The following is a 12,781-nucleotide window of genomic DNA, read 5'->3' as shown; positions in this document are numbered from 1 at the left end:
AAAGGGGGATAGCAATTTCTGCGAACACATTAGATTTCATTAAAAGGGAGGAAACAATAATGAATTCAAACAGAAAATCCAGCTTTTTCATAATGATTTTACTTGCGGTATCTTTGTTTGTCATGGGATGCAACTCGGAAAACTCTGCTTCAAAAAAAGAAGCCAATGCAGGTGCTGACGCTGCAGTAGCAACAGGTGGAACGATTAAAGTTGCTTATCCTACACAGCCACAGACCTTAGATCCGCATGCAACAACAGCTGAAGCTACTCGTGACGCTGCAAAATTGATTTATGAAGCATTAGTAACACTGAACAGCAATTATGAAGTGATGCCGCAATTGGCCGATTCTTATGAAGTGAGTGAAGATCGAAAAACGGTAACATTCAAACTAAGAGAAGGCGTCAAATTTCACAATGGCAATGACCTGACTGCAGAAGATGTCGTCGCTTCCATGGAAAAATGGGGGAAAGACTCCGCAGAGCTTGGTGAGCATCAATGGTCGGTAGAAGATGAAAGCACTGTAAAGTTAACTTTAACAGAACCATCCTCCCTTGTTATGTATTTTCTAGCAGATCAGGGGAATATTGCGGCTATCATGCCTAAGGATATAGCAGAAGGCGCTGAAGCTGCCGGAGCAACTGAATACATCGGAACGGGACCTTTCAAATTTGTCGAATGGAAACAGGATGAAGTTGTCAAGTTTGAAAAGTTTGAAGACTATTTGCCTGATGAGGACGAAACAGATGGATTGGGTGGGAAGAAGGAAGCTTTGGTCGATGCAATTGACTGGCAGTTTGTTCCCGATTCTTCCACTCGTGTCAACGGCTTGATTAGCGGGCAATACCATTTTGCCCATATGCTTTCGTACGATTCAATTCCTCAAGTTGAAAATTCACCAGGCAGTGTGGTTGATATTTGGCCATATGGAATAGAAGGCCTGGTGTTCAACAAGAAGCAAGGCGTCTTCAGTGATGTGAAAATGCGTCAGGCGGTCAATGCTGCTCTTGATATGGAAGTGATCATGAGCTCCGCTTTCACTGACAAGGAATTCTATCAATTGGAAAACAGCTTGTTCCTTCCAAGCCAAAAAGCCTGGTATTCGGATGCCGGGAAAGAGAACTACAACCAAAAAGACTTAGAGAAAGCAAAAGCTTTATTAAAAGAAGCTGGCTATAACGGGGAAGAAGTGGTAATTCTGACTAGCCGTGACTATGAACATCATTACAATGCGGCCGTAGCTACGCAGCAGCAACTCGAAGAACTTGGCATAACTACGAAGTTGGACGTCTACGACTGGCCGACGCTATTGGAACGACGCGATGACCCTGAAGCATATGATATCTTCTTTACCGGATTCTCAACAACATCAACGCCGAATCAGTATGTATTTTTAGATTCCCAAACAGCTTGGCCGGGATGGACAGAAAATCCTGAAATTGACCGTTTGCTTGGTGAAATCAAAGTAGAAGAAGATCCGGAAAAAGCTTTGGCGCTTACAGCTGAAGTACAGACCATTATGTGGGAAGACCTTCCAATCATCAATACAGGCCATAACTCACGGGTATCAGGTTACTCCGAAAAACTTCAAGGATACAACCAAATGCTCGGACCGATCTTCTGGAATGTCGGTTTGAATGAGTAATAGCCTAAGGATACTTATCAACCTTCTATAACTATAGAAGGTTGATCCCTTTTATGCTCTATACCCCATTGTTAGGAGGTTAGATTCTGTGAAATCCTATATTTTGAAGAGAATGCTGTCCATGATACCGGTCCTGCTCATTGTATCGGTTATCGTTTTTATGATTATTCATCTGATACCAGGTGATCCGGCGTCCGTCATGCTTGGAGAGGAAGCAACTCCTCAGGAAGTCGAGGCACTTAGAGATGAACTCGGCCTTAATTTGCCGATTTATGAGCAATTTTTCCAATGGTTTGCTGGAATTTTTCAAGGAGATTTCGGCAATTCCATCTACATGAACATGCCGGTGCTCGAAGCGTTTCTTGGCCATATTGGACCGACGTTATCACTGGCGCTACTTGCACAAAGTATTTCGATTGTCATTGCGATTCCGATTGGTGTGATTGCTGCAAAACGTCGCGGTACTTATATCGACCAACTGTTCATGACCATTGCAATGCTTGGTTTGTCCCTGCCGAGTTTTCTATTGGCGCTGTTACTCATGCTCCTGTTTGGCGTTAATCTCAATTGGCTGCCAGTTGCAGGATATGCTCCCGTCAGCACTGGTTTGTGGAATCATCTTCAGTACATGATTCTTCCGGCTATTTCGCTCGGCGCGATTCAGGCAGCAGTCATCTCCCGCATGAGTCGTTCCTCTATGATTGATATTCTGAGCATGAACTACATTAAAACTGCTAAAGCGAAAGGCGTAAAAGACCGTGTTGTCATTTACAAACATGCTTTGAGAAATGCCTTCATTCCAATCCTGACAATTCTCGGGGAAACATTTGGTTCTCTCATCACTGGGGCGGTAGTCACGGAAACTGTATTCAACTTGCCCGGTATTGGACAATTGGTGATTAACGCCATCGTCAGAAGGGATTATGCAGTAATTCAAGGAACCATTTTGATTATCGCACTCGTGTATCTGCTGCTGAATCTGCTCATCGATTTGCTATACGGTCTCGTGGACCCGAGAGTCCGGTTTAATCGGAAATAGAAGGGGGTTGAAATGAATGACTACTGAGGCGAAAGTAAAAGCTGATGTTAACATCGATGGTTTAAAAGTAATGAAAAATGATTTAAAAAAAGAGCAGAGACGCTTGTTTTTCCGGCGCTTTTGGTCTAACCAGTCGGCTGTAGTTGGAAGTCTTCTGCTCGTCATATTGAGTTTGTTCGCACTTTTCGGTCCGATGATCAGTCAGTTTACACCACTTGAGTTGAATCCAGTCGATCGGTTGAAAGCACCGGATGGCGTGCATTGGTTTGGAACAGATAATTTCGGGCGCGATTTGTTCAGTCGGGTAGCTTCGGGAGCCCAAGTATCTATGGGGGTCGGGTTTTCAGTAGCTATTCTGACAGCGGTTATTGGCATGATTATCGGATTGTATGCTGCTTTCTATTCAGTGCTTGACCACATTTTGATGAGGATATGCGACGCCTTGATGGCGTTTCCGGATATTCTTTTGGCAGTTGCTATCATGGCGGTATTGGGCCCTCAGCCTATAAATGTAGTTATTGCTGTAACGATAGCAAAAATACCGACAATGGCACGGATTGTCCGTTCTTCTGCACTAGTCATAAAAGAACAAACCTATATAGAAGCGATGAAAGCCCAAGGAGCAAGTTCCTTGAGGATTATCTGGCGACATATTGTCCCAAATGTTATGTCGCCGCTGATTGTACAAACAACATATGTATTTGCGATTGCCATTATTTTGGAAGCAGCATTAAGTTTCCTGGGAGCTGGAATTCCAGCACCTAATCCAAGCTGGGGGAACATACTTTATGACGGCAAAATTGTTATATTCAGTGCTTGGTGGATGACAGTGTTTCCAGGAGCATTCATCATTATGGCTGTATTGGGACTGAACCTTTTTGGAGACGGTCTTCGTGATTTGCTTGATCCTCACTCAAGTAAATCAAGCAAATAATCGAGAATTGAACCTCAGGCCATTCTGCTTTTGATGAGGAAAAGCGATGGAGTGAAAGGAGGATAAAGATGACCCAACAGAATTTATTGGAAATCGAAGGCTTGAAAACTATTTTTTCGACTGAAAATGGTCCGTTAACAGCAGTTGATGGGATTTCTTTTTCTATTGGACCAGGAGAAACGCTTGGCGTTGTTGGAGAGTCGGGCTGCGGTAAAAGTGTTACTGCAGAATCGATTATGCGGTTACTGAATGAAAAGTCGACGCGTTATGAAGGAGCGATTAACTTCAAAGGTGTGAATTTGCTGGCACTTCCTGAACACAAGATGCGGGATATCCGAGGAAATGAAATATCAATGATTTTTCAGGATGCTATGACTTCACTGAATCCCGTCTATACTATAGGCAATCAAATATCAGAATCGCTCATGATTCATCAAAATTTGAATGCAAAGCAAGCCATGGAGAAATCCATTGAAATGCTGAAATTGACTGGTATTCCATCTCCTGAAAAGCGGGTACATGAATATCCGCATGAAATTTCAGGAGGAATGCGTCAGCGGGTCATGATCGCGATGGCACTGTCCTGTAAACCAAGTTTGCTTATAGCAGACGAGCCAACAACGGCACTTGATGTAACCATCCAAGCACAAATTATCGACTTGATCAGTGATTTAAAACAGGAATCAAATATGAGCGTCATGATGATTACCCACGATTTAGGAGTTGTAGCGGAAGTTTGTACTCGCGTAGTAGTTATGTATCTTGGCCAAGTGATTGAAGAGGCAGATGTAGATTCCTTATTTACAAAGCCGCTGCATCCGTATACTAAAGGACTGATTAAGTCTATTCCTAAAATAGATGGCGACCGAACGCAGAAACTGCATATGATTCCAGGCACGGTGCCTTCTCTTAGCAATATTCCGAAAGGCTGCCGGTTTGCCCCGCGCTGTGCATTCGCTGATGAAAAATGCTTGAACGAAATGCCGATATTGAAGCCGGCTAATGCAAGTCAAAAGGTAAGATGCTGGCATTATAAAAAAATAGAAAGCGGGGAGGCATTGCAGCATGAAGCAGTTGGATATGGAAACTGATTACATGGAACAACAAGCTCCCTTACTCCAAGTCAATGGACTAAAGAAATATTTTCCGATTCACTCTCCTTTCGGGCGAACAGTCGGGCACGTAAAAGCTATAGAAAATTTAAATTTCAATTTATATGAAAAAAAGACACTTGGTTTGGTAGGAGAATCGGGTTGCGGTAAAAGCACATCCGGAAGAGCATTGTTGAGATTGACGGAACCGACTGAAGGGAGCGCTCTTTACAAAGGAAGAGACATTTTTCAGATTAAAGAAAAAGAATTTACGAAGATGCGAAAAGAAATGCAAATGGTGTTTCAAGACCCGCATTCTTCTTTGAATCCTAAAAAACGAATCGGTGAAATTATTGAAGAGCCGATGAATATCCACAATATTGGATCGAAGCAGGATCGTATGGAAATGGCAATGACTTTATTGGAGAAGACGGGTATACGGCAGGATCAATACTTTCGTTACCCCCACGAGTTTTCGGGGGGGCAAAGGCAACGGATTGGATTGGCCAGAGCACTTGCACTTAATCCGAATATCATTGTATTAGATGAACCGGTTTCAGCTCTCGACGTGTCCATTCAATCTCAAGTCATAAACTTGCTTCAGGAGATACAGGAAGAATTCAGCTTGGCTTATTTGTTCATTTCTCATGATTTGAGCGTGGTTCGCCATATTGCAGATGAAATTGGTGTGATGTACTTGGGGCATCTGGTGGAGAAGGCACCGACAGATGAATTATTTGCGAATCCGCTCCATCCCTATACAAAAGCTTTGTTGTCTTCTATTCCATTACCGAATCCAGGAGCAAAACGTGAAAGGATTATTCTTAAAGGAGATGTACCTTCACCTATTAACCCGCCTTCTGGATGTGTGTTCCATACGCGCTGTCCATTCGTCATGGATGTTTGTAAATCGGCAAAACCGGAATCTCGAATACAGACACCTGGTCATGAAGTGGCCTGTCATTTATATAATTAAATTTTGAAGGAGTGGTTATATTGGAGATTAATAAGATTGTATTGCGCAAGATGAAATTAGATTTAGTATCACCATTTCAAACCAGTTTTGGAGTCCAAACGGACAGAGAATTTATGATTGTTGAGTTGCATGGGGAGAGCAATATTGGATATGGAGAATGTGTTGCATCAGCCAGACCTTTGTACAGTGAAGAAACAGTTGGGACGGTCGAACTATTACTGAAAGATGTCTTAATTCCTGCCTTACTTAATAAAAAAGATATTAAGCACCCGGATGAACTTAGTGAGCTTTTTAAGCCTTTCCGTCGGAACAATATGGCGAAATCCGCTCTAGAGGGAGCTTATTGGGATCTTTATGCAAAAGAAAATAACATTCCCCTGCATGCTGCCCTTGGCGGTACGAAGAGTGAAATTGAAGTAGGCGTGAGCATTGGCATCCAGGATTCTACAGAAGAATTGCTCAAAGTGGTGGAAGGCTTCCTCGAGGAAGGTTATAAGCGAATCAAGCTGAAAATTAAACCGGGCAACGACATGGTGATTCTGAAAGCAGTTAGAGAAAAATTTCCGAACATTAAAATGATGGCTGATGCAAACTCTGCCTATACGTTAGACGATGTTGAGCTGTTCAAAGAAATGAGTGAGCTTAATCTAATGATGATTGAACAGCCTCTTGCGCACGATGACATCATTGACCATTCAAAACTGCAGCCAGAAGTTCAAACTCCAATTTGTTTAGATGAAAGCATCCATTCTTTGGAAGATGCAAAAAAGGCAATTGCTCTTGGAAGCTGTAAAATTATTAATATAAAAATTGGCCGGGTTGGTGGATTGACGGAAGCAAAACGAATTCATGATTATTGTCAAAGCCAAAACATACCGGTGTGGTGTGGAGGAATGCTGGAATCTGGAATAGGACGGGCTCATAATATTGCCATATCCAGTTTGCCAAACTTTACCTTGCCTGGGGATACCGCTGCCTCTTCAAGATACTGGCACGAAGATATCATTACTCCTGAAGTAGTAGTAGAAAAAGGAGTAATTCCGCTTCCTTCTACACCAGGAATTGGCTATGAGCCGAACCTGGAATTGATGGAAAAGTACACTACAAGCATTGAAGAAATTATTCCGGAAAAAATGACATCTTAATCGTTTATAAAGAAAACAAGGGTTGAATAATAAATAGTGAGAGACTATTTCAGCAGGAATTTGTAGAGAGGTCTTCTTTCTGTCAAAGGAGTAGATAAAAATGCAAAAAATTTTGCAGGAAATAAAACCAACAGCAGAAGAACTATTTCGACATTTGCATGCAAATCCAGAAATTAGCTGGAAAGAAGTAAAAACGACTGAATACTTAAAGGAGTTGCTTGAGAAAGAAGGATTTGAAGTACAGACCTTCACTGATTCAACTGGATTAGTAGTAACAATTGGTTCAGGAGAGCCAACTGTCGGCTTACGGACGGATATCGATGCTCTCTGGCAAGAAGTTGATGGGCAGTACCAGGCAAACCATTCCTGTGGACATGATGCTCACATGACTATGGCGGTTGGAGCGATGCTTGTTCTGAAAAAACTCGGGGTCCCAAAATTCGGTCGATTAAAAGTGCTATTTCAACCAGCAGAAGAAAAAGGGAAAGGTGCTTTATCATTCATTGAAAAGGGCCTTGTAGATGATATCGATTTTCTGTATGGTGTTCATCTACGTCCAATCCAAGAGATTGGAAATGGATTCTCTGCTCCAGCTATTATGCATGGAGCCACGAAGATGCTGAAAGGCTCTATTGTAGGAAACGATGCACATGGAGCCAGACCAAACCAAGGACAAAATGCAATCGAGGTTATGGCTCTTCTGGTAAATGCTATCCATTCTATTCATCTGGATTCAACTATTCCACATTCTGCAAAAATAACGATGTTTAAAGCAGGGGGCGAATCGGCTAATATTATTCCGGGAAATGGAGTCTTCAGCATTGATATAAGGGCACAGACTAATGAATTAATGGAGACACTAATAGAGGAGGTGGATCGAGCGATTCAATTCGTTGCTAAATTCTCGAAAGTCCAGATCTCATATGATGTCGCATCTGAAATAGCGGCAGCAAAAGTTGATGAATTGGCTGTGAAATTATTGGCGGAAGCGATTGCTGATACAGTTGGAGAAGAACGTCTCGCTGCCCCCATTCTTACTCCAGGCGGAGAAGACTTTCATTACTATACTTTGAAACGTCCATCAATCAAAGCGACAATGCTAGGATTGGGATGTGGTCTATCGCCAGGGCTTCATCATCCCAAAATGACATTTGACCAAGAAAGTATGTTAACAGGAATCGAAATTCTAGTACGTGCTGTTGTAAATACTTTTGAATACTTTGAAGAAGATAAAGAAGGAAAAGAAAGTGTTAGTTTGAAAATTTGATGTTTGAAAGATAAGTGTTGGATAAAGCCTGCCTTTACAAGGTGGGTTTTATTTAAATTTATTGGAAGGTCAATATTTCCGGAAGGATGTTTGAGCATGATATCACTAGTCTAGAGCTGAAGCTTCTCTTATAGCGCAAAGGATAGATAGTAGCTGTTCAAAAAGAAATGGTGATTAGTATATCGATCATTGAACTGCTCGATCATTTGAACGGCTTGAAAGTTTCAAAATAGAAAACCCGGAGCCTGAAAGACTGCGGGTTTTTGTACATAAGTTGTGGATGAAAAGAAGGAACATAATCGAATTACTTATCCACATGTGGATAAACCCTAAAAGACTAACGAAACAGGAAAGTTATCCCCGTTTCCGGTCAAAACTGTCCACATATCCAGTGCCCGCCTGTTAAATCGGCGGGTTTTTTACCGTTAGGCAAAATTTTGGGGATAAGAGGATTGCTAGGTTCTGCCTTTTTTCACTTTAAACACCGCAGTCGAAACAAGCATCAGCTCGACGACTTGCCTGGACATCTGGAGCGGCGACTCCGGAAAGTCTTCTTCAATCCAGCGGATAATAAGGCCGGCAAGGCCATGTGCCCGGTAGACGTAAAGCCATTTCGGCTCAAGTGCGCTGGTTTCCGGCAATTCGTAATCGTATTCTGTGATGAACAGCTCTTCAATCGCACCGGCCATCTGGTGGCGGAAATCGATTTGGATGTTCCGGCTAAGCAATGTTTTATAAAGCCGGGCATTCTGGATGAAATAAGTGAACAGCGAAATGTCTTCCGCTGCCATATTGTTCAGGTTGACTATAATATCTTCCTGGTATGGATGCTTGATTTGACGGATCATTTCTTGCAAGGTTTCAGCGACGATTTCATCGAGCAGCGCTTCCTTTGTCTTGAAATGGGCATAGAAAGTCCCGCGGTTGTAATTGGCCGATTCGACGATTTCGGAAATGGTGATATCGTTGAAGCTCTTTTGTTCGAGCAGTTCAAGAAACGTCGATTTCAAGGCGGCTTTTGAGCGCTCGACGCGCTTGTCCGGATAAATTGCCATGGAAGTTCACCTCTTTTATCAGTATCTGCAAAGAACCGACAATCTGCAACTTTTACTGCACAAATCACTTGCTTTTGTCTGTTATTGAACAAAAGTATGCGGCTTGCGGATTGTTCTAGATTTGAGGCAGGCTTATGCTGAAAGTGAAAATGAAAGAGGAGGAATAAAAGATGACATTTCCAGTATTAGAAGACAAAGTCGCAATCGTGACTGGTGCCGCAATGGGCATGGGCGAAGCGACTGCAAAACTTTTTGCAGAAGCGAAAGCGAAAGTGGTCATTGCCGATTTCAATGAGGAAAAAGGCAAAGCCGTAGTAGAAGAAATCAACCAAAGCGGTGGTACGGCAGCATTCGTAAAAGTCGACATCTCGAAATCCGAAGATGTTCAGCAAATGGTGAAATTCGCTGTGGACACTTTTGGGAAGCTGGATGTAGCGGTTAACAACGCGGCGCTTACGCCTGACGACAAGCCGGCGGCAGAATTTGATGAAGCTTATTGGGACCGCCTGATTTCAGTCGATTTGACGGGGACAGCACTGTGCCTGAAGTATGAGCTTCAGCAAATGCAGAAGCAGGGTAACGGCGGCTCGATCATCAACATTTCATCGGTCAGCGGATTCCGTCCGCAGCCGAACAATATCGCTTACGTTGCTGCGAAGCACGGCGTTGTCGGCATGACAAAAGTGGCGGCGATGGAAAACGGGCCGCTTAACATCCGTGTAAACTCCGTAGCGCCAGGCGCCATTGATACACCAATGCTGCGCGGTGCATTGGAGCAGTTTGGCCTGGATGCCGATGAATACGCACCACAGCTTAGTTTGCTGAACCGTTTCGGCCAGCCGCGTGAAATTGCGCAAGCCACTCTTTGGCTGGCATCTGACGCTTCTTCTTATGTGACAGGTACGACCATCCATACGGATGCAGGTTATACATCAAGATAATTTTCGGAAAAACCCGCTGATCATTTGATTGGCGGGTTTTTGCATGCCTTCATTTAACTGCTTATTCCTCTAGAACAACTGCGCCGCCGTACATCCTGCCGTGCAGATCAGCCAGTTTCTTGGCCATTGCTTCAGGGGATTCCTTAAAATCCTCGTTCAGCCAGTGGATGAAAAATCCAAGGCTGCCGTACGTCATGAAATAGTTCAGTACCGGGACTTCCATGTCGCTTTCTTCTTCCAGCCGCAGCTCATTTGCTGAAATCTGCATCAAACTTTCACAGAACTGGTTTTGCGATCCCGGCAGCACTTCCCCTTTAATGATGAGGGAAGAAAGAAACTGGTTCTGGTAAAGGAATTCGAAAATGGGGAGGTGGCGCTGGGCATCTGTCGATGAAAAGCGCTCCAGATGCTGAAAGCTTTTGCGGAAATAAGACTGAAGCTCCTGCAAATAATCATCGACGATCGCAGTCAGCAGCTCATCCAAATCTTTATAATGCGAATAGAACGTCACGCGGTTGCATCCTGCTTTTTGTGTGACTTCGGTGATTGACAGCCGGTTCAGTTCTTTTTCCTTCAATAATGCCAGTAAAGCCGTTTTCAGCTTTTTTTGGGTGCGTATCGTACGCCGGTCTTCGCTGATTGTCATGTTATAGCCCCCTGTATCGTTCAAAAAAGAAAGGATTATTGAACTTATTATGACATCAATGCATTTAGATGGACAATCAAATAATTTATCTGTAAATTTACAGATGTAGTTTATTTTAATCCATTTGAAATTCAGGAGGAATGAAACATGGCTCGTTTAGAAGGGAAAGTCGCCATTATTACAGGGGCGGCACAAGGCATGGGAGCGGCGCATGCCAAGAAATTCATCGAAGAAGGCGCAAAAGTCGTTTTGACGGATTTGAATGAGGAGAAAGGCCAGGCATTCGCTGCTGAACTCGGCGCCAATGCGCTGTTCGTTAAACAGAACGTCACCAGCGAAGCGGACTGGGCGGCAGTTGTGGAACGGGCTGAAAATACGTTCGGCCCGGTCGATGTACTGGTCAACAATGCGGGGATTACGATGGCCAAATCGATTCTTCAGACCACAGAAGAAGAGTACCGCCGCATCGTCGACATCAACCAGGTGTCCGTATTCCTTGGCATGAAAACGGTGATTCCGTCCATGCAAAAAGCGGGCAGCGGATCGATTGTCAATATTTCCTCGATGAACGGACTGGTAGCCGGCGCCATCGGCTACACCGACACGAAATTCGCGGTGCGCGGCATGACGAAAGCCGCTGCGATGGAATGCGCGAACTACGGCATCCGCGTAAACTCAGTGCATCCCGGCGTGATTGCGACGCCAATGATCGTACAAGAAGATACCAAAGCGGCGGTGGAGGAATTCTCCAAACACATACCGCTGAAGCGCGTCGCGCAATCGGAAGAAGTATCGAATCTTGTCCTTTACTTGGCTTCTGATGAATCCAGCTACTCTACGGGTTCTGAATTTGTCGTCGACGGCGGCATGACAGCGCAATAAATTTTTGGAGTTAATGAAAAACAAAAAGAAGAGGCTGCCGGCTGGCAGTCTCTTCTTTTTGTTAGTTAGAACTATTATTTCAAGCAGGGTCAATGTTGAAGGATTCATCGCTGATTTCACCGACGATTTCCTCTAAAATGTCTTCCATCGTCACAAGTCCAGAGGTGCGGCCATCCTTGCCGGTCACAACCGCCATGTGAATCCGGCTTTGCTGCATTTTCGTCAGGACTTTCTGGATTGGCGTGGTTTCCGGGAAACTCGGCATTTTATGGATGAACGACTCAGGTTCCTGTGTTCTTCCCGCTGCCATGCTGGTCAGCATTTCCTTCGTGTTGACAAAACCGAGAATCCGGTCTTTGTCGCCGCCTTCAGTGACAGGATAGCGCGTATATTCGTGCTGATCCAGTGCTTTAAAAAATTCCGGACGGGACAGGCCTTTATCGACCGTCACCATTTTATCGCGCGGGATCATGATGTTTTTGACGATCCGGTCATCAAACGCGAAAATGTTCTTTAAATACGTCAATTCGGTCTGGTTGATCTCGCCGCTCTTGTAGCTTTCTGCCATGATGAGCTTCAATTCTTCTTCTGAATGGGCTTCCTCATGTCCTGCCGGCTCAACTTTAAAAAGCTTTAATAATAAGCGGGCAGAGCCGTTCATCATCCAGATAAATGGATTCATGATTCTTCCGAACCAATAAAGCGGAGGAGCAAGCAGCAGCGTCATCCGTTCAGCAAATTGAATCGCCATGGTCTTCGGTGCCAATTCCCCGATAACGACGTGGAGGAATGTGACAATCCCGAGTGCAATGGCATACGAAAGGGCAGTCGCTAAAGCTTCCGGTACAGCAAAGTATTCAAATGCCGGATGCAGCAGGCGTTCCACTGTCGGTTCCCCTAATGCCCCGAGTATCAGGGCTGTTATGGTGATTCCGATCTGACAGGCTGACAAATAGTAATCCAGTTCATTTGCCACTTCTTTGGCACGTACAGCTTTTTTATTGCCTTCTGAAATCAGTTGGTCAATCCTGGACATGCGCACTTTCAGGATAGCAAACTCGGCGCCGACGAAGAACGCGGTCGCGAGAATCATCAGCACGATGAGCAGTAAGTTGATTGTTATTTGTCCATCCAATATGGTTCCCTCGCAAAGAGGGATTCA

General features: G+C 44.1%; 12 protein-coding genes. 9 read left to right on the top strand and 3 right to left on the bottom strand.

The features are described 5' to 3' along the window. The first annotated feature begins 59 nt into the window (after positions 1-59). The 7 genes from AC3AQ9_RS10725 (at position 60) to AC3AQ9_RS10695 (ending at position 8,095) form a co-directional block, all read left to right on the top strand. Positions 60-1,643 carry an ABC transporter substrate-binding protein gene (locus AC3AQ9_RS10725; protein WP_488307463.1) on the top strand — a complete coding sequence of 528 codons (1,584 nt, stop codon included), beginning with the start codon at positions 60-62 and terminating at the stop codon, positions 1,641-1,643. 88 nt (positions 1,644-1,731) lie between these two features. After that, positions 1,732-2,682, top strand: coding sequence for an ABC transporter permease (locus AC3AQ9_RS10720; protein WP_488307462.1), 951 nt, complete (start codon positions 1,732-1,734; stop codon positions 2,680-2,682). 16 nt (positions 2,683-2,698) lie between these two features. Next, positions 2,699-3,616, top strand: a complete 918-nt coding sequence (locus AC3AQ9_RS10715) for an ABC transporter permease (protein WP_488307461.1) — start codon at positions 2,699-2,701, stop codon at positions 3,614-3,616. Positions 3,617-3,684: 68 nt separating this feature from the next. Then, positions 3,685-4,707: an ABC transporter ATP-binding protein gene (locus tag AC3AQ9_RS10710; protein ID WP_488307460.1), complete on the top strand. Its 1,023-nt coding sequence runs from the start codon at positions 3,685-3,687 to the stop codon at positions 4,705-4,707. Continuing rightward, positions 4,682-5,683 (top strand): ABC transporter ATP-binding protein, encoded by a 1,002-nt coding sequence (locus AC3AQ9_RS10705; protein WP_488307459.1) that lies wholly within the window; start codon positions 4,682-4,684, stop codon positions 5,681-5,683. The genes AC3AQ9_RS10710 and AC3AQ9_RS10705 overlap by 26 nt, the downstream gene beginning before the upstream one ends. A 20-nt stretch (positions 5,684-5,703) precedes the next feature. Beyond that, positions 5,704-6,828, top strand: a complete 1,125-nt coding sequence (gene menC, locus AC3AQ9_RS10700) for an o-succinylbenzoate synthase (protein WP_488307458.1) — start codon at positions 5,704-5,706, stop codon at positions 6,826-6,828. A gap of 100 nt (positions 6,829-6,928) precedes the next feature. Beyond that, on the top strand, positions 6,929-8,095 hold the full coding sequence (locus AC3AQ9_RS10695; protein WP_488307457.1) for a M20 peptidase aminoacylase family protein: 1,167 nt from the start codon (positions 6,929-6,931) through the stop codon (positions 8,093-8,095). A gap of 455 nt (positions 8,096-8,550) precedes the next feature. Here the strand turns inward: AC3AQ9_RS10695 and AC3AQ9_RS10690 are convergent, their stop codons facing one another. Continuing rightward, a complete protein-coding gene (locus tag AC3AQ9_RS10690; protein ID WP_488307456.1) occupies positions 8,551-9,150 on the bottom strand; it encodes a TetR/AcrR family transcriptional regulator in 600 nt (199 codons plus the stop codon). 170 nt (positions 9,151-9,320) lie between these two features. Here AC3AQ9_RS10690 and AC3AQ9_RS10685 point away from each other — a divergent pair, with 170 nt between their 5' ends. Next, entirely contained in the window at positions 9,321-10,091 is a 771-nt protein-coding gene (locus tag AC3AQ9_RS10685) for an SDR family NAD(P)-dependent oxidoreductase (protein ID WP_488307455.1), read from the top strand. A gap of 61 nt (positions 10,092-10,152) precedes the next feature. On the opposite strand, the gene AC3AQ9_RS10680 is transcribed toward AC3AQ9_RS10685, so the two are convergent. Then, positions 10,153-10,737: a TetR/AcrR family transcriptional regulator gene (locus AC3AQ9_RS10680; RefSeq protein WP_488307454.1), complete on the bottom strand. Its 585-nt coding sequence runs from the start codon at positions 10,735-10,737 to the stop codon at positions 10,153-10,155. Positions 10,738-10,884: 147 nt separating this feature from the next. Here AC3AQ9_RS10680 and AC3AQ9_RS10675 point away from each other — a divergent pair, with 147 nt between their 5' ends. Continuing rightward, entirely contained in the window at positions 10,885-11,619 is a 735-nt protein-coding gene (locus AC3AQ9_RS10675; protein ID WP_488307453.1) for a glucose 1-dehydrogenase, read from the top strand. A gap of 79 nt (positions 11,620-11,698) precedes the next feature. On the opposite strand, the gene AC3AQ9_RS10670 is transcribed toward AC3AQ9_RS10675, so the two are convergent. Beyond that, on the bottom strand, positions 11,699-12,754 hold the full coding sequence (locus AC3AQ9_RS10670; protein WP_488307452.1) for a hemolysin family protein: 1,056 nt from the start codon (positions 12,752-12,754) through the stop codon (positions 11,699-11,701). Between the last annotated feature and the right edge of the window lie 27 nt (positions 12,755-12,781).

It is taken from the genome of Planococcus sp. VCh962, from assembly GCF_057748275.1.
The sequence above is the reverse complement of the archived record's forward strand: the minus strand, read 5'-3'. Positions and strand labels throughout refer to the sequence as shown.

Coding starts and splice junctions, on each gene's coding strand:
- AC3AQ9_RS10725 (WP_488307463.1), top strand. CDS start 60: ATGAATTCAAACAGAAAATCCAGCTTTTTCATAATGATTTTACTTGCG.
- AC3AQ9_RS10715 (WP_488307461.1), top strand. CDS start 2,699: ATGACTACTGAGGCGAAAGTAAAAGCTGATGTTAACATCGATGGTTTA.
- AC3AQ9_RS10710 (WP_488307460.1), top strand. CDS start 3,685: ATGACCCAACAGAATTTATTGGAAATCGAAGGCTTGAAAACTATTTTT.
- AC3AQ9_RS10705 (WP_488307459.1), top strand. CDS start 4,682: ATGAAGCAGTTGGATATGGAAACTGATTACATGGAACAACAAGCTCCC.
- AC3AQ9_RS10695 (WP_488307457.1), top strand. CDS start 6,929: ATGCAAAAAATTTTGCAGGAAATAAAACCAACAGCAGAAGAACTATTT.
- AC3AQ9_RS10690 (WP_488307456.1), bottom strand. CDS start 9,150: ATGGCAATTTATCCGGACAAGCGCGTCGAGCGCTCAAAAGCCGCCTTG.
- AC3AQ9_RS10685 (WP_488307455.1), top strand. CDS start 9,321: ATGACATTTCCAGTATTAGAAGACAAAGTCGCAATCGTGACTGGTGCC.
- AC3AQ9_RS10680 (WP_488307454.1), bottom strand. CDS start 10,737: ATGACAATCAGCGAAGACCGGCGTACGATACGCACCCAAAAAAAGCTG.
- AC3AQ9_RS10675 (WP_488307453.1), top strand. CDS start 10,885: ATGGCTCGTTTAGAAGGGAAAGTCGCCATTATTACAGGGGCGGCACAA.